Below are 21,110 nucleotides of genomic sequence, written 5' to 3' on the forward strand. Positions count from 1 at the left end.
CCAGCCCGTCGGCGAGCTGTCGCCGGGACCAGCCCGTCGGCGAGCTGTCGCCGGGACCAGCCCGTCCGCGAGCTGATCGCCGCGTGGCACCGTGTCCGCGCAGGGGTATCGGCTGCCCCGGCGTGCGCGCACCATCCGGTGGTGCTCCCGCGCGAAGGCCGGCGCCCGCCGGCTGCGAGCACCGGCCTCCGCGGAAACCCTGTTACGGGAACAGCGGCTTCTCCGGGGCCATCGAACGTGCCGCCACATCCGACGTCATCCGCGCGTGGATCTCCTCCGGCGAGAGATAGACGTCCGTCTTCTCGAAGTCCGCCAGGGTGGCGGGCCGTTGGGACTGGAAGCCGGTGCGGACGAAGTCGTCGCCCGCCAGCGCGTTCAGCCCCCAGTTCGCCGCCGTGCGGAAACGTGCGGTGACGGTACGCAGCGCCCCCAAGTGGTAGCCACGCGCGACGACTTGGGCGGGCAACCCGGTCAACTGCACACCCATCGGCTTCGACACGGCCTGGATGCCGCCCAGGTCCACGACCAGGCCCATGTCCTTGTGCCGGTAGGGGGTGAGGGCCGCGCCCCGTAGCGCTGCGGTGACGTTCTTCGCGGCGGCCCATCCCTGGCGCATCGCGTGCTGCGCGGTCGGCGGGCAGATCGCGCAGCCGCCCTTGACGAGGTCGGGAACGGCCGCCGCGTCGCCGAGCGCGAACACGCCGTCCATGCCCGGCACCGTCAGCTCCGGGTCGACGACCAGGCGGCCCTTGTTGGTCTCGGCGCCCAGCGTGGCGATGAGCGGGCTCGGCGCGACACCGGCGGTCCAGATCAGCGTCCGGCAGGGCAGCGCGCGCCCGTCGGTGAGGGTGACGGTGTCCTCGGTCGCCTTGTCCACCGTCACCCCGAGCGACACCTCGACCCCACGCCGCCGCATGATGTCCAGGGCCTTCTCGCCGAGCCGGTCGCCCAGTTCGGGCATCAGCTTCGGTGCCACATCGACCAGGTGCCACTTGATCTGCGAGGGATCGAGGCCGGGATACCGCTTGGCCGCGGCACTCGTCAGACGGTGCAGATACGCCGCCGTCTCCGTGCCCGCGTACCCGCCGCCCACGACCACGAACTGCAGCCGGGACTCACGCTCGGCCCGGTCCGAGCTCGCCGACGCCAGGTCGAGCTGGGAGATCACGTGGTCGCGGATCCAGGCGGCCTCGGCCAGCGTCTTCACGCCCACGGCATGCTGGTCGACCCCGGGAATGTCGAACTGCCGGGTCACACTGCCCGGGGTCAGGACGAGGTAGTCGTAGCGCTCCACGACCTCCTCGCCGTTGATCTTCCGTACGATCACGGCCTTCGCGGCCGGGTCCACGCCGATGGCCCCGCCCGGCACGATCGCCGTACGGCGCAGCATGCGGCGCAGCGGCACCGCGACCGACTGCGGGGTCAGCACACCCGACGCGACATGGGGAAGCAGGGGCAGATACAGCTGGTGGTCCTGCGGGCTGATGAGCCGCAGTTCGGCGTCCTGCGCCTTGAGCGTCCGCTCCAGCTTGTGCGCGCACTCCATACCGGCGAAGCCACCGCCGATGATCAGAATCCGGGGACGTTGCATACGAGATCGCTCCAGGGTTGGGCGAGGGGTCCGGTCAATCCTCCGACGAGGGGCCGCCCGGCGCACCTCGGGTGCGCCGGGCGAGGAACCCGAGTACCCCGGACCGTCGGACGAATACTCCCGAACCGTCGAACCAGCCGCCTGCCCCGGCGGGCTGGAGTTAGTCCGTCCGCTTCACGCCCTCTTCCCGGACGCGCGGGAGAGCCGTCAGATCCCCGGCCGGTACCGGATGGGATGGTCCTCCGGAACCTCGACGACGACGATCTTGACGCCGTCCGGATCCTCGATCCACATCTCGACGAGACCCCAGGGCTCCTTCACCGGCTCCCGCACCACCTCCACCCCCCGCGCCACGAACTCCGCGTGCGCCGCCCGCGCGTCCGCCACCTGGAGCCACAGCTGGAGGCCGGGCGCGGGCGGGGCCTCCGAGCGGCCGGACACCTCGAGGAAGCCGCCGCCCAGGAAGTAGACCGTGCCGCGCTCGGGGCCCGTACCGAACTCGCGGTAGACGGCGAGGCCCAGCGCGTCGCCGTAGAACGCGCGTGAACGCTCGGGGTCGCTGGGGCGGAGAAGGATTCTGCTGCTCAGAACATGCACCATGCAGCCGCACCTTAGTGGGGGGATACGCTCGACGGTGCCTCGCCCACGCCGCGCCCGACAGCGGTGGGCCAGAGAGATCGGAGAACCCGCCCCATGGACACCGCACCGCGCCCCAGCACGAGCGACCTCACCTTCCGGGACGCCACCGAAGCGGACGTCGACGCGCTCGTCACGCTGATCCAGTCGGCGTACCGCGGTGACTCCAGCCGGACCGGCTGGACCACGGAGGCGGACATCCTGGAGGGCCAGCGGACCGACCCGCAGGGAGTCGTCGACGTCATCAAGGCGCCTGCCAGTAAGCTGCTCACGGTCGAGCGCGACGGCGAGATCATCGCCTGCTGCCAGCTCGAACACCGCGGGGAGCACGCCTACTTCGGGATGTTCGCGGTGAGCCCGGCCCTCCAGGGCGCGGGCCTCGGCAAGGTGATCATGACGGAGGCCGAGCGGACCGTCCACCAGGCGTGGGGCGTCCGGGAGATGCACATGACCGTGATCTCCGTACGCGACGACCTCATCGCCTGGTACGAGCGGCGCGGCTACCGCCGTACGGGAAAGATGACTCCCTTCCCGTACGGCGACGAGCGGTTCGGCATTCCGCAGCGGGACGACCTGCAGTTCGAGCTGCTGGTCAAGCCCCTCGGCTGAGCCCCGACGCGGTCGGGGCGCCCGCCGGGTCAGGCCGTGAACCGGCCCGTCCGCTTGATCTCGGGGTAGTCCGTGGTCGCCCCGTCCAACTGCAGCGCGCGGACGAGCCGGAGGTCGTCCTGCGTGTTCACGACCCAGCCGATGATCCGCAGGTCGGCCTTCTTGGCCCGCTCGACGATCTCCAGCGTCAGCCGCCGGATGTTCAGGACGAGGGTGGTGGCCCCGACCGCCGTGGCGCGCTCCACGACGTCCGTGCCGAAGCGGCTCGCGACGAGCGCGGTGCGCACGCCGGGGACGAGGCGGGCGATCTCGGCGATCGCCTCGTCGTGGAAGGAGATCACCTCGACCCGGCCCACCAGATCGCGCCGGTGCATCACGTCGGCGAGGGCGCGGGCGGCGGCCACGTCCTTGATCTCGGCCTGCAGCGGCGCCTTCACCGCGTCCAGGACCTCTTCGAAGACGGGGATGCGCTCGCCGCGCCCCGCGTCCAGCTCACGCAGCTCGGCCAGGGTCTTCTCGGCGATCGGCCCCTTGCCGTCGGTCGTACGGGCCACGTCGGCGTCGTGCATGACGACGAGGGCGCCGTCCTTGCTCAGATGCAGATCGAGCTCGATGAGATCGAGGCCCGCGGCTTGCGCGGCGATGAAGGACCGGAGGGTGTTCTCGGGTTCGACACCCATGACCCCGCGATGACCGATGGTGAGGAAGTTCAAGGTTCACTCGCTTCCGTCGACGGCGGCTCGGAGCCACGCGGCGAGGACGGCGGTGCCACGCGGCAATGTCGCAGCCTAACGGCCCGCCTCCGCGATGGAACCGCCCGTACGCGGGTGCCCCGAGCGATCGGAGTCGTCCGTTCTGCTTCCCACGATCCCGAGCAGGAGCCCGGTGATGACGGCGGCGACAAGGACGGCACGGGTGGTCACAGGCGCACTGCTCCAAACGGCGGGGTCGGCTGACCCCGCCCGTCCTACCGGCTGGGGCCCCCGCGCCGCGAGCCACGTCACCCGTGGGTGGGCGAGTTCCCGGGGGGTTGACCGGGGAGGGCGGAGGCGTCCGTTTCGGTGCGCTCGGCGGGTGCCGGGGCGGCTGTCCGGGCGGGCGGTACGGGCGTCGGCGCGGCCAATTCCGTGAGATCCGCGAGCATCGCCTCCGCCAGCCCGATCTCCGCCTCGAGCCGGCGCCCGCTCCAGCGGAGCGCGATCTGCGGATGCGTCCAGGCCGCCTCCCCGTCCGCGCGGGCGAGCGCGTCGTGCACCTCCTTCAGCTCGCCCCGCGTGTGCGCGATGTGCTCGGTCACCAGGGCCCGCAGATGCTCCGGCGACGCGAGATGCCCGAGCCAGACCCGCAGGAGCAGCGGGTGCTTCAGAACGGCCGGCCCCGCGTCCTGGGTGCCCCCGGCCCATCCGATCAAGGCCGCACGGCCCTCCGCGGTGATGGAGTACGACCGCTTCGCGCGGGGCTCCTCGGGTCCCGAGCGCCGCGACGACGCGTACCCGAGCGCTTCGAGACGGCGCAGCTCGGCGTAGATCTGGCTGATGGCGGGCGACCAGTAGAAGTGGCGCAGCGAGGCGTCCGCCCACTTCTTCAGTTCGTACCCCGTCCGCTCCCCGGGGAAGGAGAGCAGACCGAGCACGGCCCAGGCGGTCGGCGGCAGCGGCCCCCGCGGTGAGCTGGGGCGCTGCGGTGAAGGGGGACCAGGGGCTGCCATATGACTGATTGAAGTGAACGTCACAGCGCCGGCGCAAGATGTGTGCGGTGCGAAGGACGTACTGGGGTATAGGGGGTTCATGAGTGATCTTCCGACGCCGCACATCCGCAGACTGCTCGGTGCCACCGACCGCCTGGCGTTCCGCCGCGTGGCTGCCCGCTCCTGGCCGGCGGCGCAGCCCGTCCTGCCACGACTGAGCCGGAGCGCCGACCACGGGCTGCTGTGGTTCGGCATCGCGGCGGGGATGTGGGCGTTCGGCGGCGCGCGGGGCAGGCGTGCCGCCGTGCGCGGCGTCGCCTCGCTGGCCCTCGCGTCGGCCACGGTCAACACCCTGGGCAAGAGCGCGGTGCGCCGCGAGCGCCCGGTGCTCGACACGGTGCCGGTGATACGGCACCTGTCCCGCCAGCCGATCACCAGCTCCTTCCCCTCCGGGCACTCGGCGTCGGCGGCGGCCTTCGCCACGGGTGTGGCCCTGGAGTCGCGGGGGATGGGCGCGGTCGTGGCCCCCGTGGCGGCGTCGGTGGCCTTCTCCCGTGTCTACACCGGCGTGCACTACCCCAGCGACGTCCTGGTCGGCGCGGCCCTCGGCGTGGGCGCCGCCTACGCGGTGCGCGGCATGGTGCCCTCCAGGGCGCAGCTGCCGCCGCCCGCCCGGCCCCGTACGGACGCGCCCGCGCTCCCTGACGGTGAGGGCCTCGTCGTGGTGGTGAACCCCTCGTCCGGGGCCCAGCCGCAACTCATGGACCCCGTCCGGCAGTTGAAGACGGCCCTGCCGCGTGCGGAGGTGATCCTGTACGAGCAGGAAGCGGGGCCGCTGCCCAAGGTCCTGGAGGAAGCGGCCAGGGACGCGTCCCGGCGCGGCGGCGTCTTCGGCGTGTGCGGGGGAGACGGCACGGTGAACGCCGCCGTGAGCGCGGCCCTGCGCTTCGACGTGCCGCTGATGGTGCTGCCCGGCGGAACGTTCAACCACTTCGCCGCGGACCTGGGCGTCGACACGGTCGCGGACGCCTGCGTCGCCCTCGCCGAGGGCAGCGCCGTACGGGCCGACGTCGGCCGGATCAAGCCCCTGGCCGGAACCGGTCCTGAGGGCACGACGTACTCCGAGCCGGTGTATTTCCTGAACACGTTCAGCCTCGGCGCCTACCCCGAGCTCGTACGCATCAGGGAGGAATGGTCCCCGAAGGTCGGCGGTCCGCCCGCCGCCCTGCTCGGCGTCGCCCAGATCGTGCACACGGGGCGGCCGCTGAGCGCGGTGGTGAACGGCAAGGCCCGCTCGATGTGGCTGCTCTTCGCGGGCAACGGCGCCTACCGCAGCTCCGGCATCGCACCGGTGCGCAGGCACGACCTGGCCGACGGGCTGCTCGACGTCCGTATCGCGCACGGCGGGCGCTTCGCGCGCAGCCGCCTGCTGGCCGCGGCGATCGTCGGCCAGCTCACCAAGACCCGCCTGTACGCGTCCGCCAAGGCCCAGCGGCTGGTCATCTCGGACCTGCCCGAGGGCACCCAGATGGCGTACGACGGCGAACTCGCCCCCGCGCCCGCCGCGCTGATCCTCGACAAGCTCCCCGAAGCGCTCACGGTGTACCGGCCGACCTTCGACTGACCGCGACGCGGTCACCGGAGGTATTACGCCAAGCGGAGCACTCGGAGTGCGCGTGGCGGCCGTCGCCAGTGTGCTGGCCCTCATGGGCTACGACATAGACAGCCCGCGTGAAGCGGGCACCACACGACGCGACGTACTGAGCGTCGCCGCGGTCCTTCTGGCCGGCGGCGCCTTCACGGTGGCGGCCCCCGCGGCCCCGGCGGCGCACGCCGCCGCGGAGTCCGACGGCGGCTGCGGACTCGGCTACGACGAGGAGTTCGAGGAAGCCCTCGCCGAGGCGGACGAGGCGACCCCGGAGAGCCGCGCGCTCGCCCCGGAAAAACCTCGCCGCAAGTTCGCCCTGCCGCTGCGCCGGGGCTTCCGCGTATCCGCCCGCTACGGCGTGCGCGGCAACTGGATCGCCGGGCACCACACCGGCATCGACCTCGCCGTCCCCACGGGGACCCCGGTGCACGCCGTCGGCGCGGGCACCGTGGTCCTGGCCCGCTGGTCGGGTGCGTACGGCAAGGCGGTGACGGTGCGGCTGCGGGACGGGCACTACGCCGTGTACGGACACCTCTCCCGCATCTCCGTGCGCCAGGGGGCCCGCATCGGCACCGGCGACCGGCTCGGCAGCAGTGGGGCGACGGGCCGGGCCACCGGGCCCCACCTCCACCTGGAGATCCGGTCACGGCGCGGCTACGGGTCGGACATCAATCCGGTCAGGTATCTCGCGAAGCGCGGCGCACGGCTGCTGTGAGGTGAGGGGCGGCGGCTCAGGCCTGCGCGGTGGGGCGGACGACGATGTCGCCCACGTCGACACCGTCCGGCTGCTCGACGGCGAAGGCGATCGCGCGGGCCACCGCGTCCGGTGAGAGGCCGAACGCGTCCATGGAGTCGAGGATCTTGGCCTTCACCTCGGAGTCGATGTGGTTTGCGAACTCCGTACGGACGTAGCCGGGGGAGACGACGGTGACGCGCAGGCTGTCACCGGCCTCCTGGCGCAGGCCCTCCGAGAGGGTGCGGACGGCGTTCTTCGTGGCGGCGTACACCGACTGGAGCGGAACGATGCGCAGTCCGGCGGTGGAGACGGTGTTGACGAAGTGTCCTGAGCCCTGTTCACGGAAGACGGGCAGGGCGGCGGCGATGCCGTAGAGGACGCCCTTGAGGTTCACGTCGATCATCTGTTCCCAGTCGGCGACGCGGAGGTCGTCGAGGGGCGAGATCAGACCGACCCCGGCGTTGCTGACGAGGACGTCGAGCCTGCCGAAGCGGTCGCGCGCGAGCTCGACGAGGCCGTTCAGGTCCGCGCTCCGTGTCACGTCCGTGCGCACCCAGGCGGCTTCGCCGCCCGCCTGCTCGATGCGGGCGGCGAGCGCCCGGAGGCGTTCCGGGCGACGTGCGCCGAGCACGACCTTCGCGCCGCGCTCGGCGAGGAGGAGAGCGGTCGCCTCGCCGATGCCGCTGCTGGCACCCGTGATCGCGACGACCTTTCCCGCGATTCCCGCGATTCCCGACATGATCGGCAGTCCTTTCAGAAGAGGTCCTCCCTGGGGTGGAGGGCAGCCCCGTACCCCGGGAGATAAAGTGGAGGCTCCTCCACTTCGCGGCTTCACGTTATGTGGAGGCGCCTCCACATAGCAAGCAGGGGGTGAGTGAAGGCGTGCGGAGGCAGGAGAAGATGGGGGAGGAGACGGCGGCGGACGGCAGCCGACGGCGTAGGGCAGGAGAGAGCCACTGATGGGCCGAGAGGCAGGCCGCCCGCTGAGGGCGGACGCGCAGCGCAACCGGGACAAGATCCTGGCCGCCGCGGTGCGGATGTTCACCGAGCAGGGGCTCGACGCGCACTTCGAGCACATCGCCCGGGAGGCGGGCGTGGGAACCGGCACCCTCTACCGGAACTTCCCGACGCGGGAGGCGCTGATCGAGGCGGCCTACCGCAACGAAGTGGCCCGGTTGTGCGACGCCGTCCCCGATCTGCTGGCGACGCTGCCGCCGCGGGATGCCCTGCGCGCCTGGATGCGCCGCTTCATCGACTACGCGACCGCCAAGCTCGGCATGGCCGAAGCGCTGCGGGCCGTCGTCGCCTCGGGGGGCGACCCCTATGCCGACAGTCGCGAGATGATCCAGGGGGCGCTCTCCTCGCTCCTGGAGGCGGGGGTCACCGCCGGTGTCATCCGCTCCGACCTCCGGCCGGCCGACCTGTTCGCCGCGCTGGCCGGCATCGCGCTCACGTCGGCCAGGCCCGAACAGCGCGAGCAGGCCGAACGCCTCCTGGACCTCCTGCTGGACGGCCTGACGCACGGGACCCGCTGACACCGCTGACCTCAGGGTTACTGTCGAGTAAGGTCTGCCTCCCGTCCCCACCCGAGGAGACCGCATGCCGCTGGCGCCCCGTTCCCCGCTGCTCCTGGCCGGCCTGCTGGCCGGGGCCGGGGTCGCTCATCTCGCCGCGCCGAAGCAGTTCGACGCCACCGTGCCGCGCGTCCTGCCCGGAGCGCCGCGCACCTGGACGTACGCGAGCGGTGTGGTCGAGCTGGCCCTCGCGGCCGGAGTGGCGGTGCCCCGCACCCGGCGCACCGCCGCGCTGGCCACGGCGGCGTTCTTCGTGGGGGTGTTCCCCGCCAACGTGCGGATGGCGGTGGACTGGCGGCGCCGCCCCGCCCCGCTCAGGGCCGCGGCGCTCGGCCGCCTGCCGCTCCAGGTCCCGCTCGTGCTGTGGGCGAGGAACGTGGCGGGGCAGGCGGAGTCACGGCGCGGCTGAGTCAGGCCCGCTAGCCCACGGGGCTGTTCCGGCCCGCGACCGCGGTGGAGGTCGTCGTGGTGTGGGCCAGACGCGCGGTCCGGGTGGAGACGTCGACCGTGTACGTGTCCACGGTCATGGCCCGCTCGGAGACCTTCAGGACCATGAACCCCACGTCGGAGAAGTTCTGCCAGGCGGCGGGGTGGTCGAAGTGGGCCTTGCCGTCACCGGACTTGGCGGCGGCCCCGCAGACGATCTGGCGGGTGCCGGCCGTGCGGGTCGTGGGCTCCAGGACCTGGAGGGTGTGGTCGTGCCCGGACAGGATCAGGTCGGCCCTGCCGCACACCACCTGCTCGTACAGCTCCTTGAGGTGGATCCCGCGCGTGTAGTGGCCGATGAGGAATCCGTCGTACGAACCGGCGCTGCCGTGCTTCCCGTTGTTCAGGTAGGGGTGGTGGCCGAGCACCACCTTCCAGCGGGCCCGGGACGCGGCCAGCGAGGCGTCGAGCCACTGGCGCTGGGCGCGCATGTAGGGGCCGTCCCACTTGTACTGGGCCGAGGTCTGGGCGACGGTCGAGGCCACGGGGTTGGTGTCGAGGGCGAAGAACTCCACCACCGGGTCGCCGTGCCCCGCGTCCCCGGACGGCGGCAGGGCGACGTTGTAGTAGCGGCTCGGCATGTACCAGCGGGGTGAGGTGGCCGCGTAGGAGACCTCGCGGTCGCCGCGCGAGGGGTCACCGCCGCTGCCCGGGATCAGGCCGGAGCAGTCGTGGTTGCCGAGGACCATGAGCCAGGGGACGTCGATGCCGGTGTTGGGCGTCTCGAACTTGTCCCGGAACTCGGAGTCGTGGTCGGACTCCGGCCCGTTCTCGTAGATGTTGTCGCCGAGCCCGACGGCCAGCGAGATGCCCTCGTCACGGCATACCCGCCGGGCGGCCTCGGTCACGGCGAGCTGCTCCTCGCCGCCGGTGCCGGAGTCCCCGGTCACCAGGACGGCGAACTCCCCCTTCCGGTTCGGCGCGTCGGGGAAGGGGAACTTCGTGACGCCCCGGGCCGCCGTGGCCTGCGCCGTGGCCTGCGGCGCGCCGAACGGCAGCACGGCGAGCGCGGCCCCGGCGGCGGCACCGCCGAGCAGCGTGCGCCGGCCGAGCGCGACGGCCTGCGGCCCCCACGTGTCGGCGAGGTCCCGGGCGAGCGGCGCGTCGGCCCGCAGCCACTGCTTCTCGGTCAAGTCCGCCCGGGGCGGTATCAGTTCGTCATCGCACATCAGAGCGTTCTCCCATACCGGCGCGGACAGAGGAAGACGATCAGGCGAATTAACGGTGTAGACATGGCCACCGGGCCGGCGAAGGCCGTCCGGCCACCGCCCCGGAGCACCCCTGCCCGGCAGCGGGCCCCGGCCCTGGCCGACGATGGACGGGCCCGCGTTCGCCACGGCCAAGGAGGCCGCCGTACATGCCCGACGAACCCCGCCCCGCGTCACCCCTGGCCGGCCTGAAGGTCGTGGACCTCTCGAAGATCCTCGCCGGCCCGTACGTCACCATGTCCCTCGCCGACCTGGGCGCGGACGTCATCAAGGTCGAGCACCCCCGCGGCGGCGACCCGACCCGCGCCTGGGGCCCGCCCTTCAACGGCCCCGACGCCACCTACTACCTGGCGGCCAACCGCAACAAGCGCTCGGTGACCCTGGACCTCAAGTCCCCCGAGGGGCAGGACGCCGTGCACCGGATGCTCGCCGACGCGGACGTGATGGTGGAGAACTTCCGCCCCGGCAGCTCCCTGGCCGACGTCTTCGACTACCGCGCGCTCAGCGAGCGCTACCCCCGTCTGGTCCTGCTCCACATCTCGGCGTTCGGCGACACGGGACCGCTGCGCGACGAGCCCGGGTACGACATGGTCGCGCAGGCGAGCGCCGGTCTGATGTCGCTCACCGGCGAGCCGGAAGGACCGCCCGTCAAGGCCGGTTACGCGATGGGCGACCTCGGCGCGGCCCTCTTCGGCCTCATCGGCGTCACCTCGGCCCTCGTCGAGCGTGAGCGCACGGGACGCGGCCAGTACGTCACGACCTCCCTCTACGAGTCGCAGCTCGCCCTGCACATCAACTGGGCCACGGGCTACTTCGCCACCGGGGAACGGCCCACCCGCCTAGGCTCGGGCCACCCCAGCCTCGTCCCGTACCAGGCCTATGCGGCAGCGGACGGGTACTTCGTGATCGCCGTCGGCAGCGACGGACTGTTCCGGCGGCTGAGCGAGTCACTCGGCCACCCCGAGTGGGCCGACGACCCGCGCTTCGCCACCAACCGCGCCCGCGTCACCCACCGCAGGGCTCTCAACGCCAAGCTGGAGGCGGTACTCGTCGATGAGACGGTGGCCCACTGGTGCGCGCTGCTCAAGCCGCGCGGCGTGCCCGTCGCCCCGATCCGCACTCTCGACGAGGTCTACGACTGCCCGCAGACCGCGGCGCTCGGCATGGTCCAGAAGGTCGACCACCCCGATGTGGGCCCGCTCCGGCAGGTCGCCTTCCCCGTCAGTTTCCGCGGCGAACGCCCCGCCGTGCGCACCGCGCCTCCCACGCTCGGCCTGCACAGCCGGGACGTACTCGCCGAACTCGGCTACGACGAAGCGGACATCGACCGCTTGCTCGCCCCTCCGCAGGAACCCTGACGTCTCCGCGGGGTCTCAGGTGCCGTCTCAGGTGCCCAGCCGGTGCAGCGCGGCGCCCACCAGCGTCCGTACGCCCGGCAGCAGGACCGCGAGGTCCGGGGCGAACAGCGAGCTGTGGTTGCCCGGCACCCCGGTGATCTTCTCGCCGAGCCCCTGCCCCGGGGCTTCATGCCAGGAGGCCTCCGGTGTCGAGGCCACGAACCAGAAGTCGTAGGGCACCCCGGCGGGCACGAGGAGGGAGAAGTCCTCGCTGCCCATCGCGGGCCCGAAGTCGACCACGCGGTCCGTGCCGAACAGTTCGCCGTGCAGGGCCGCGATCTCCGCGTCAAGCGCCGCGTCGTTGACCGTGGCGGGGAAGCTCGCACCGGCGTTCACCTCGGGCGGCGTCGGGCACCCGGCGGCCTGGCACTCGCCCTCGACGATGCGGCGGACGGCGGCCAGGACCCGCTCGCGCACCTTCGCGTCCTGCGTACGGAGGTTCAGGCCGAGCCGGGCCTCCGAGGGGATGATGTTGGGCCGCTGCCCGGCGTTGAACTGTCCCGTGGTCAGCACCGCCGCTTCCGCCGCTGACACCTCGCGGGAGACGATGGTCTGCAGCCGCGTGACGATGTACGCGGCGGTCACCACCGGATCGACGGTCGCCTCGGGCCGTGAACCGTGGCCGCCGACCCCCGGCACCACGATATGCAGGTCGTCGGCGGCCGACATGATCAGCCCCGGCGTGTGCGAGACGAAGCCCGCGGGGCCGGGGGCGACATGCTGGCCGAAGACCGCGTCGGGGCGGGGGAACCGCTCTTGCAGCCCGTCGGCGACCATCGCCTCCGCTCCGCCGCCCCCTTCCTCGGCGGGCTGCCCGATCACCACGACGGTGCCGGTCCACGTCTCCCGGGCGGCCGCGAGCGCCTCGGCGGCGAACGTCAGCCAGGTGATGTGCATGTCGTGGCCGCAGGCGTGCATCACGCCGTCCACGGTGGAGGCGTACGCGAGCCCCGTGGTCTCCGTGACCGGCAGCGCGTCCATGTCGCCGCGCAGCCACACCACGGGTCCGTCGCCGTTCTCCAGGACGCCCACGACGCCGGTGCGCCCGACTCCGGTGGTCACCGCGTACCCGGCGCCCCGCAGCCGTTCGGCGAGGACCCCGGCCGTGCGGTGCTCCTGGAAGGAGAGCTCCGGGTGGCGATGCAGGTCCTGGTAGAGCGCCTCGATGTCACGCGTCTTCACCCCGGAGGTGAGGTCCAGGGCCAGGCTCGCTGCGGTAGGCATGCGGCTCCTTGCATTCAGGGCATACGGGGGCGGAGATCACCCTCCCCGTCACCCTCGCACAGGGCGTGGCACCCGGCAGCGACGCCTCGGAAGGCGCCTGAGGTGGCAAGGTGCAAAAATCGTGCCATACCCCCCCAGGAGGAGTGTGGGCAGCGTGTCCCGGAACCGCCGTCTGATCCTGGCCTCGCCTGCCGAGGTCTGGAGCCTGCTGTCCGACGGCCACCGGTACGGGGAGTGGGTGACGGGAACCCAGGAGGTGCTCGCCGCGGACCCGCACTGGCCGGCGGTGGGCGCCCGCCTGAAGGTCCGGGTCGGCGTCGGCCCGCTGCTCCTGGACGACATCTGCGTCGTACGGATCAGCGAACCGGAGAGCCGCCTCCAACTGGAGGCGAAGGCGGGCCCCTTCGGAGCGGCCCGCATCGCCATGAACCTGATCCCCTGGGGCGAGCACACCCTCCTCACCCTCGACTGGCACCCGCTCCGCGGCCCCGGCACCCGCATGCACGGCCTCCCCGTGGACTACGTAGTCGCGGTCCGCAACGGCATGATGCTGACGAAACTGGCCCGCATCGCGGTGAGTGAACACGGCCGCAACATCTGATCCGGGCGTCACCCAACGCGGGCGCCGGGCGCACGACCCCGAGGCGTTACCTCGACGGTGTCGTCTTCCAGAAGCAGCCGGACAGCCACCGGTCGGCGGGTGGTGCCAGCCCCACCCCCTTCGGGCGGGCGGAGGCATCAGAGGCGGAAGATCCGTCGTGCGTTGCCGGACAGGAACAGCTCGGTGGTCTCCTCGTCCAGGTCCAGTTCGGCCAGGTGCTCCAGCGCCCTGGCCGGGGTGATCATGGGGTAGTTCGTGCCGAAGAGCACCTTCCGGCGGCCCCGGCCGCGCAGATAGTCGACCAGTTCGCGCGGGTAACGGCGGGCGGTATAGGCGCTGGTGTCGATGGAGACGTTGGCGTGCTTGTCGGCCACCGCGATCATCTCCGTGGTCCACGGGTAGCCGATGTGGCCGCACACGATGGACAGTTCGGGGAAGTCGAGCGCGACCTGATCGATGTACGGGATGGGCCGACCGGTCTCGGAGGGACGCAGCGGACCGGTGTGCCCGACCTGGGTGCAGAACGGGACGCCGAGTTCGACGCAGGCGGCGTACAAGGGGTAGTACAGCCGGTCGGTGGGCGGCAGTTGCCAGAGCCAGGGCACGATCCGCAGGGCCACGAAGCCGAGTTCGTCCACCGCGCGGCGCAGTTCCCGCACGGCCCGGACCGGCCGGGTGAGGTCCACCCCGGCGACTCCGCGCAGCCGACCGTCGGACCTGGCGACGAAATCGGCGACCTCGTCGTTGCTGATCAGCGGGCCCTGGGGTCCGTACCACGCCGCCGAGAGGCCGATCTCGACATCGGCCGCGGCCATCGCGGCCACGGTGGCCGCGACCGGCAACGGCTCGTCCAGCAGCTCCATCCCCGTCCACCGGCGCAACGACTCGAACATCTCGTGGTTGGAGTGGCGGAGCGTCGGGTGCTGCATCCACGCGTCGATGACCGGCACAGGATTCCCTTCCTGAACAGGGGTTGGGGTGGGTGAGGGGTGCGGGAGAGGTGCGGGCGTAGTGGTCAGTCAGTGTGACTGCTGCTGCCGCAGGCCGCGCAGGAGCAGCTCGATCAAGCGGCGGGAGTCGTAGCGGCCGGGGTCGCTGTCATGCCCGATGCAGAGGTTGCCGATGCCGCGCATCAGTTCATAGGCGCGCGTGCCGGGCTCGATCTCGCCCGCGTCGACCGCGGCGTCGAGCAACTGCTCGCAGACGGGCACGAGCCGGTCGAGGAAGTACGTGTGCAGCGCTTCGAAGCCGCTGTTGTCCGACTGCATCGCGTTGGCGAGGCCGTGCTTCGTGACCAGGAAATCGACGAAGAGGTCGACCCATCGATGAAGCGCCGCCAGGGGAGAGCCGGTGTCCGCCAACAGGGCCGGGCCGGCCTCGGCGCACGCCTCGACCTGGTGCCGGTAGACGGCGGCGACGAGATCCGCCCGGGTGGGGAAGTGGCGGTAGATCGTTCCCACCCCGACACCCGCCGTGGCCGCGATCTCGCGGATCGGTGCGTCGACACCGGAGGTGACGAACACCGCGGCGGCGGCGGTGAGCAGCGTCTGTTCATTGCGCTGCGCGTCGGCCCGCTTGCTGCGGGCCGGCGCCTCTCCGGAGTTGCTTGCGGCGGGCATCACGCTCTCCTTCCAACGGTCGTTGACAAAGCGGAACACGGTTCCGTATCGTAATCGGAACAGCGTTCCGCTTGCAGCATATCTGAGGCGCCACGTTTCACACTGCTCTGCCTCCCACACCGTCCCGCCTCCTTGGCTGCCGATCGCGCGAGACCGGCAGCGGAGGCCATCGAAGGGGAATGCGCATCGTGAATGCATCGACTTCCGCCCCCGACATCTCCGGCTCGCCCGGCCCCGTCCCCTCGCCCAGTCCCTTCGTATCGGTCGGTCCCGTGGTCCTGCCGACCCCCGACCGTGCCGTGGACCTGGAGATGCGCGTCTCCGCGCCCGTCACCGGCAGCGACCTGCCGGTCATCCTCGTCTCGCACGGCCAGGGCTTCTCGAACCACCTCTCCTCGCTGAACGGCTACGCCCCCCTCGCCCACTACTGGGCGGCACATGGCTTCGTCGTGATCCAGCCCACCCATCTGAGCTCGCGGACGCTGAGCCTGGCCCCCGACACGCCCGGGGCGCCCCTGTGCTGGCGGTCGCGGGTCGAGGACATGAGGCACATCCTCGATCATCTCGACGTCATCGAGTCCGCCGTCCCGCATCTCGGCGGGCGCTTGGACCGCGGCAAGGTCGCCGTGGCCGGGCACTCGATGGGCGGGCACACCGCGAGCCTGCTCCTCGGCGCCCGGCTCACCGATCCCGACGACGGAACGGAGGTGGACCTGGCCGACCCGCGTATCAAGGCGGGCGTCCTGCTCGCGTCACCCGGCAGGGGCGGTGACGCCCTCACCGAGGAGGTGGCCAAGAACTACCCCTTCTTCTCGACCACCGACTTCTCCACGATGGCGACGCCGACGTTCGTCGTCACGGGCGACAAGGACGAGTCGGCCCACATGACGGTCGCGGGCGCGGACTGGCACGCCGATCCTTACGTCCTCGCCCCGGGCCCCAAGTCCCTGCTCACCCTGTTCGGCGGGGAGCACGGGCTCGGCGGAATCTCCGGATACGACGTCGCCGAGACGACGGACGAGAACCCCGGCCGGGTGTCCGCGGTCCAGCGCCTCACCAGCGCATACCTCCGCAGCGAGCTCTACCCCGGGGACTCCGCCTGGCAGTCGGAGCGTGACGCCCTGACGGCCGACCCCGACCCGGTCGGACGGATCACGGTCAAATAGCGGCCGCCCCGGGCCGGTATCCAGGATGTGTCCAGCGAATACGCCAACTGACCTTTCATGCCGAAAAGTTGATGTATTCGGAAGGCGTGCCCAGTACGCTCCGTGCGACATTGACCACTCGCCGCACAGCGGCCACGCACGGCACGGGGGTAAGCCGGATGGGCCGGGAACTGGGCTTCGAGGGGCTCATCGAGGACGAAGGCTTCTTTCCCAGGCTGCTGGGCCGGAACGCCAGAGGCCGCGACGAGAAGCTGCTGTACGGGCCCGACCTGCCCGTCGTGCTGCTCACCGGCGGGCCGGGCATGGGCAAGCAGCGGCTCCTCGAGCTGCTGCGGGACCGGCTGGGGCGCAAGGTGCCGGTGGCGCACGTGGACTGTGCGGACACGCGGTTCGCGGAAGAGGCCGCCCGGCGCCCCTCCTGTCGCTCGGAGGCGACGGAGGCGATGTACGACGTCGCCCTGCGGATGAGCGAGTGGGAGGGCCCGGGGGGAGCGCTCCCCACACCCCGCTTCTTCGCCGGGATGGCGGCGGTGGCGGCGGGCGCGCGGCTGCGGCGGCGCGAACTGGAACAGGAACTGGAGCGCTACCGCGCGCTGTTGCAGACGAAGAAGGGACTCGGCCGGTTCGTCCGCAACGTGCTGACCGGCTATCTGTCCGCGCTCGCCGGGGTCGTCGCCCCCGCGGCGGCGCCACTCGTGGGCGCCGCGCTGACGGAGTTCCTGGAGAAGCTGGCGCGCACCGGTGCCGAACCGGTGCGCGCCACCTACGGCGACTACCCCGGCGCCGCGGGAAGCGCGGGAACCGGACTGCGGCTGCTCGCCCACGACTTCCAACAGGGCGGTGAGGAAAGGAGGTTCGCGGAGGGCTTCCTCTTCCGCGCCCTGCGCGAGGACCTGGACGCCGCCTACACCGGCATCGGCGCCGCACTCACCCGCGTCGGCCGCCCCGCCGTACTGCTGCAACACGCCAACTGGCCGGTGGGCCGGGTGCTCCTGGCGGCCGCGCTCGGCGACCGGGCCGACGGCCACCGCGAGCGTACGGTGATCGTGGCGAGCGAGCGGATGGCGGAGCCGCTGTTCCTGGCCGACGAGCCACGCACCGAGGACCCCGCCGACTACCGGCCGGACCAGGAAGAGCCGCCCGGCTGGCAACGGCTCCCCGCCCGTGGCCGGCTGGGGCAGGGCGTGCTGCTCCTGCGGATGCCGCTGCTCACCACGGAACACATCCACAAGGAGCTGCAGCAGCACACCGGCGGCGCCCCGGAAGCGGCCCGGCTGCGCCGGGCGCAGAGTGCGGTGCACCGCCTCTCGGGCCACCGTCCCCGGACGGTACAGCGGCTGGTCGAGGCGGCCGGGGAGCTGCCGGAGCTGGACAACGACCGGGAACTCCTCGACCAGCCCGCGGGCCTCGACGGGGAGCCCCGCGCCGTACGGGACGTCCTGCTGGCCGAGTTGGTGCTGAGGCAGCTCCCCGAGCGGCTGCCCGTCGAGCACACCGACCGCTGGCTCGACCTGCTGACGCAGCTCTCGGTCGCGCACACCGGCGACTGCGCCCGCGCCCTGTTGCGCAGCCCCGAGCTGGAACAGCTGGCCGGCGGGCTCAGCGCGGACGACGTGGGGCGGTACCTCCTGGAGAGCGGCTGGCTCCCCTGCGAGCGGCACTTCATCGGCGACTTCGGCCTCCGGCAGCTCCTGATGAGCAGGCTGCACGGACCGCCCGAAGCGGGTGCCGAATGGCGCCGCAACCACAGCCTCCTGCACACGCACTACCGCAGCAGGGCCGAGGCGCCCGACCGTGCCTTCGGCACCACCGCGGCCCACGGCCTCAACCACGACCTGGTCGCCAACGGCCCCGAGCGCGCCGTGCACCACCTCGCCGCCCGGTTCCCGGCGGACGGCGCGGGCGCCGAGGAGTGGTGCGACCAGCTCCTCGCGCTCGCCCAGGCCCCCGCACCCGGCGGCCACGACGAACGGCACGCCCGGATGACGGTGGCCCGGGTCGACGGCACCAGGCTCGAACGCCAACTGGACGAGCTGCTGCACGCCGTGTGGCTCTGCGAGGAGCGCACCCGGCCGCCGGACATCGCCGCCGCGGACCGCATGGCGCAACTGCTGCGGGAGCTCGCCCGGGAGTACGCGGGCGCCGCGCCGGTGCTCGCCGCACGGGCCGGGGTGTGGGACCGCAGGGCCCGCAACCGGCAGCCCCTGCAGTCCTGTTCCTGCACGGCCCACATCGGAGAGGGGAGCTGAGCTGATGTTCCGGACCACCGCCGACTGGCTGCACGAGCACCTGTGGAACACACTCCTGAGGAAGATCATCACCTGTGCCGTGGCGGCCGCCCTCGCCGTCGGGGCGTACGGCCTCGTCGCGAAGCTGACCGACGAGGCGGACAACTGTGCCCAGGGCGTCACCGAGTCCGGCGGCGAGTGCATCGGCGTCAACGGCTCCGGTTATGACTTCGGGGAGCCCCTGATCGCGCCGGTCGCGGCCCGCATCGCCGAGGAGAACCGCCGCATCGACAAACGGCCGCACGTCACCGTGGCGATGATGCTCCCGCTGCAGCCGGACTCCAAGGCCGAGCGGCGGCAGCTGCGCAGCGAACTGCAGGGCGCCTTCCTGGCGCAGTACCGGGCCAACCGGGAGGCGGGCAAGCCGGTGGTACGGCTGGTGCTCGCCAACCCCGGCAAGGACTACCTCCGGCAGGCCGATGTCGTGCCGGACCTGGTGCGGATGGCGCGCTCCGGGAGCGACAACCTGCGAGCGGTGACCGGCTTCAACCTCTCCCTGGACGCCACCAAGGACGCGGTGCGCAGCCTCACCCGGCAGCAGGTGCCGGTCCTCGTGGCGCGGGCCTCGGCGAGTTCCCTGGCCAACGAGGAGAGCAAGGACGGGACGTACGACTTCAAGGGTCTCGCCCGCATCATCCCCACCAACGAGGAACAGGCCCGGGCGCTCGCCGCCTTCAACGGCAGCCGCAAGGACCGCCAGACCGTCCTGGTCCGCGACACCCGCCCCGACCCGTACGTCCGCTCCCTCGCGCGCGCCTTCCAGGGGCTCCCGGAGGACGGCCCGCCGGGTCCCGACGACATGACCTTCACGTCCCCCGGCGTGGCCGACCCCGGCGATGTCGACAACCAGTTCAGGCCGACGGTCAACACGATCTGCAACTCGGGCGCGGACACCATCTACTTCGCGGGCCGTTCGACGCACCTGCGTCTCTTCCTGAAGCGCCTGGCCCAAGAGGCGTGCGAGGACCGGAAGTTCACCGTGGTGTCCGGCTCGGACGCGGCCTCGCTGAACAACCGTATGACCGACGAGGACTGGGCCGAGCTCCGCGACAGCTCCGGCAAACCGCGTATGACCGTGCAGTACGCCGCACCGGCCCACCCCGACTCCTGGCGCACCGAGATACGGCGCTGGCAGGACGACGAGGAGGACGGCACCGGCAAGAGGCCGCCCGCGTCGAAGGCTCCCGGTTCACTGCGTGATCCGCTGGCCGAGCTGAACCGGCTCGATGCCACGATCACCGCGCTGAAATCGGCGGGCCGCGACATCGGCGACGTGCAACTGGGTGACTCCCGCACCATGATGGTGCACGACGGGGTGCACACCGCGGTCGAGGCGATCCGGGGTGCGAAGCCCACCGGAGAGGCGGTCCCCTCCGCCGAGCAGGTGGGCAATCGCTGGGCCACGATGCAGTCCAAGAACCGCGTGAACGGCACGAGCGGCCGCATCTGCCTCACCAAGGCGGGCAACCCGTACGACAAGCCGCTCGCGGTCGTCGCCCTCAAACCCGGCACCAAGGCGGGGCCGGGCACGCTGGACTACGTGGCCCTGGCCTGGCCCACCGGAAAGCCGCAGCCGGAGGACTGCGTCGTACGGGGCGGCTAGCGAAAACCGGTGGGGCCTCAGCGGACGACGTCGAAGACGTTCTTCTGCAGACCGTTGGCGTAGGCCTCGTGCTCGACGAGCCGCAGCTTCTGGGCGTCCTTGTCCGTGTCGCTGAACAGGCGCTTGCCCGCGCCGAGCAGCAACGGGAAGACGAGCAGGTGGTAGCGGTCGATCAGACCGGCGTCGGAGAGGTTCCGGTTCAGGGTGGCGCTGCCGTGCATGATGATCGGGCCGCCCTCGGTCTTCTTCAGGGCGGCCACGTCGTCCAGGGAGCGCAGGATCGTGGTCTCGCCCCAGTCCGACACCAGGTCGCCCTCGGTGAGGCTGGTGGAGACGACGTACTTCGGCATCTCCTTGTAGTCGGCGAAGTCCTCCATGCCCGGCCACACGGGGCTGAACGCCTCGTAGCTGACCCGGCCGAGCAGCATCGCCGCGGCCTCCTGCTGCTCACGGCCCTTGATCTCGAACGCCTCCGGGAGGAACTCCACGTCCTTGAAGGTCCAGCCGGAGTTCCGGTAACCGGGCTCGCCGCCCGGAGCCTCCACGACACCGTCGAGCGAGACGAAAGCGGTGCTGATCAATGTACGCATCTGAACATCTCCTGGTCGTGTGCTGTTGCGTCGCCGCTCATCTTCACGGTTTCGGAGGTACTGACCGCGGTCCACGCGGAAAGTAATCGGTCATCCTCCGCCCATGAAGCGGCGGCCACCAGGAGGCCGGAAGGCATTGTCCGCTTCCGCCCGCTCGTTCTACCCTGACGCCGAGGCCCGCCCCAGCCCCCGGTCGGCCCGACCGCGCGGCAGGCATATCGGCGACCAAGGCTGCCGGGTCCATACTTCCTTGCAGCGGACGCATGGACACCGGCCCGTCCCGCCGGCTGTCGCGTCAGGGGACCACTCCCGCGGACCCCTGTCGCCGACCGGTGCGGACACCCGCTCCTGGGGATCCAGGGGGAGCCTGCCCCCGGGAGCGCCTCGGCCGCCGCCGCTGAACCCGGTGGCGGCCGCAGGCTCCGGCAACACCGACCACTGCCCGGA

21 protein-coding genes are annotated in these 21,110 nt (G+C 71.8%); 10 read left to right on the forward strand and 11 right to left on the reverse strand.

Going from position 1 to position 21,110, the window contains the following annotated elements; all coding sequences use genetic code 11:
• Positions 1-202 precede the first annotated feature (202 nt).
• Both AB0E78_RS34400 and AB0E78_RS34405 read right to left on the reverse strand, forming a co-directional pair.
• The gene (locus tag AB0E78_RS34400) at positions 203-1,591 is read right to left on the reverse strand and encodes an NAD(P)/FAD-dependent oxidoreductase (protein WP_361841123.1); all 1,389 of its coding nucleotides are present in this window, start codon (positions 1,589-1,591) and stop codon (positions 203-205) included.
• A 207-nt stretch (positions 1,592-1,798) separates the two neighbouring features.
• Positions 1,799-2,191 carry a VOC family protein gene (locus AB0E78_RS34405; RefSeq protein WP_361841126.1) on the reverse strand — a complete coding sequence of 131 codons (393 nt, stop codon included), beginning with the start codon at positions 2,189-2,191 and terminating at the stop codon, positions 1,799-1,801.
• A gap of 93 nt (positions 2,192-2,284) precedes the next feature.
• On the opposite strand from AB0E78_RS34405, the gene AB0E78_RS34410 reads away from it, so the two are divergent.
• Positions 2,285-2,836: a GNAT family N-acetyltransferase gene (locus tag AB0E78_RS34410; protein WP_361841129.1), complete on the forward strand. Its 552-nt coding sequence runs from the start codon at positions 2,285-2,287 to the stop codon at positions 2,834-2,836.
• Positions 2,837-2,865: 29 nt separating this feature from the next.
• On the opposite strand, the gene AB0E78_RS34415 is transcribed toward AB0E78_RS34410, so the two are convergent.
• The 3 genes from AB0E78_RS34415 to AB0E78_RS34425 all read right to left on the reverse strand — a co-directional run bounded on the left by AB0E78_RS34415 (position 2,866) and on the right by AB0E78_RS34425 (position 4,544).
• On the reverse strand, positions 2,866-3,549 hold the full coding sequence (locus tag AB0E78_RS34415; protein WP_361841132.1) for a glycerophosphodiester phosphodiesterase family protein: 684 nt from the start codon (positions 3,547-3,549) through the stop codon (positions 2,866-2,868).
• Positions 3,550-3,624: 75 nt separating this feature from the next.
• On the reverse strand, positions 3,625-3,759 hold the full coding sequence (locus AB0E78_RS34420) for a hypothetical protein (RefSeq protein ID WP_361841134.1): 135 nt from the start codon (positions 3,757-3,759) through the stop codon (positions 3,625-3,627).
• Positions 3,760-3,836: 77 nt separating this feature from the next.
• A complete protein-coding gene (locus AB0E78_RS34425; RefSeq protein WP_361841137.1) occupies positions 3,837-4,544 on the reverse strand; it encodes a PadR family transcriptional regulator in 708 nt (235 codons plus the stop codon).
• A gap of 79 nt (positions 4,545-4,623) precedes the next feature.
• Between AB0E78_RS34425 and AB0E78_RS34430 the strand changes: the two genes are divergently transcribed.
• Both AB0E78_RS34430 and AB0E78_RS34435 read left to right on the forward strand, forming a co-directional pair.
• On the forward strand, positions 4,624-6,147 hold the full coding sequence (locus AB0E78_RS34430; protein WP_361841140.1) for a phosphatase PAP2 family protein: 1,524 nt from the start codon (positions 4,624-4,626) through the stop codon (positions 6,145-6,147).
• A gap of 52 nt (positions 6,148-6,199) precedes the next feature.
• Positions 6,200-6,886, forward strand: a complete 687-nt coding sequence (locus AB0E78_RS34435; protein WP_361841143.1) for a M23 family metallopeptidase — start codon at positions 6,200-6,202, stop codon at positions 6,884-6,886.
• Between the two features lie 16 nt (positions 6,887-6,902).
• On the opposite strand, the gene AB0E78_RS34440 is transcribed toward AB0E78_RS34435, so the two are convergent.
• Positions 6,903-7,637, reverse strand: coding sequence for an SDR family oxidoreductase (locus AB0E78_RS34440; protein WP_361841266.1), 735 nt, complete (start codon positions 7,635-7,637; stop codon positions 6,903-6,905).
• Positions 7,638-7,866: 229 nt separating this feature from the next.
• Here AB0E78_RS34440 and AB0E78_RS34445 point away from each other — a divergent pair, with 229 nt between their 5' ends.
• A complete protein-coding gene (locus AB0E78_RS34445) occupies positions 7,867-8,442 on the forward strand; it encodes a TetR family transcriptional regulator (protein WP_361841146.1) in 576 nt (191 codons plus the stop codon).
• A 64-nt stretch (positions 8,443-8,506) separates the two neighbouring features.
• Positions 8,507-8,890, forward strand: a complete 384-nt coding sequence (locus tag AB0E78_RS34450) for a DoxX family protein (RefSeq protein ID WP_361841149.1) — start codon at positions 8,507-8,509, stop codon at positions 8,888-8,890.
• A 10-nt stretch (positions 8,891-8,900) separates the two neighbouring features.
• Here AB0E78_RS34450 and AB0E78_RS34455 read toward each other — a convergent pair whose 3' ends face one another.
• Positions 8,901-10,136 (reverse strand): metallophosphoesterase, encoded by a 1,236-nt coding sequence (locus tag AB0E78_RS34455; protein WP_361841152.1) that lies wholly within the window; start codon positions 10,134-10,136, stop codon positions 8,901-8,903.
• Between the two features lie 188 nt (positions 10,137-10,324).
• On the opposite strand from AB0E78_RS34455, the gene AB0E78_RS34460 reads away from it, so the two are divergent.
• The gene (locus AB0E78_RS34460; RefSeq protein ID WP_361841155.1) at positions 10,325-11,533 is read left to right on the forward strand and encodes a CoA transferase; all 1,209 of its coding nucleotides are present in this window, start codon (positions 10,325-10,327) and stop codon (positions 11,531-11,533) included.
• Between the two features lie 27 nt (positions 11,534-11,560).
• On the opposite strand, the gene AB0E78_RS34465 is transcribed toward AB0E78_RS34460, so the two are convergent.
• On the reverse strand, positions 11,561-12,796 hold the full coding sequence (locus AB0E78_RS34465; RefSeq protein ID WP_361841158.1) for an amidohydrolase: 1,236 nt from the start codon (positions 12,794-12,796) through the stop codon (positions 11,561-11,563).
• 154 nt (positions 12,797-12,950) lie between these two features.
• Between AB0E78_RS34465 and AB0E78_RS34470 the strand changes: the two genes are divergently transcribed.
• Positions 12,951-13,397 carry an SRPBCC family protein gene (locus AB0E78_RS34470; RefSeq protein WP_361841161.1) on the forward strand — a complete coding sequence of 149 codons (447 nt, stop codon included), beginning with the start codon at positions 12,951-12,953 and terminating at the stop codon, positions 13,395-13,397.
• 137 nt (positions 13,398-13,534) lie between these two features.
• On the opposite strand, the gene AB0E78_RS34475 is transcribed toward AB0E78_RS34470, so the two are convergent.
• Both AB0E78_RS34475 and AB0E78_RS34480 read right to left on the reverse strand, forming a co-directional pair.
• Positions 13,535-14,347: an amidohydrolase family protein gene (locus AB0E78_RS34475; RefSeq protein ID WP_361841164.1), complete on the reverse strand. Its 813-nt coding sequence runs from the start codon at positions 14,345-14,347 to the stop codon at positions 13,535-13,537.
• 69 nt (positions 14,348-14,416) lie between these two features.
• Positions 14,417-15,016 (reverse strand): TetR/AcrR family transcriptional regulator, encoded by a 600-nt coding sequence (locus tag AB0E78_RS34480; protein ID WP_361841167.1) that lies wholly within the window; start codon positions 15,014-15,016, stop codon positions 14,417-14,419.
• Positions 15,017-15,204: 188 nt separating this feature from the next.
• Between AB0E78_RS34480 and AB0E78_RS34485 the strand changes: the two genes are divergently transcribed.
• The 3 genes from AB0E78_RS34485 (at position 15,205) to AB0E78_RS34495 (ending at position 20,073) form a co-directional block, all read left to right on the forward strand.
• On the forward strand, positions 15,205-16,182 hold the full coding sequence (locus AB0E78_RS34485) for a chlorophyllase (RefSeq protein WP_361841169.1): 978 nt from the start codon (positions 15,205-15,207) through the stop codon (positions 16,180-16,182).
• 158 nt (positions 16,183-16,340) lie between these two features.
• Positions 16,341-18,431: a hypothetical protein gene (locus tag AB0E78_RS34490; protein WP_361841172.1), complete on the forward strand. Its 2,091-nt coding sequence runs from the start codon at positions 16,341-16,343 to the stop codon at positions 18,429-18,431.
• A gap of 4 nt (positions 18,432-18,435) precedes the next feature.
• Positions 18,436-20,073 carry an amino acid ABC transporter substrate-binding protein gene (locus AB0E78_RS34495; protein ID WP_361841175.1) on the forward strand — a complete coding sequence of 546 codons (1,638 nt, stop codon included), beginning with the start codon at positions 18,436-18,438 and terminating at the stop codon, positions 20,071-20,073.
• A gap of 17 nt (positions 20,074-20,090) precedes the next feature.
• On the opposite strand, the gene AB0E78_RS34500 is transcribed toward AB0E78_RS34495, so the two are convergent.
• Positions 20,091-20,663, reverse strand: a complete 573-nt coding sequence (locus AB0E78_RS34500) for a dihydrofolate reductase family protein (protein WP_361841178.1) — start codon at positions 20,661-20,663, stop codon at positions 20,091-20,093.
• Between the last annotated feature and the right edge of the window lie 447 nt (positions 20,664-21,110).

The organism is Streptomyces sp. NPDC032198 (assembly GCF_040636975.1).
GTDB lineage: Bacteria > Actinomycetota > Actinomycetes > Streptomycetales > Streptomycetaceae > Streptomyces.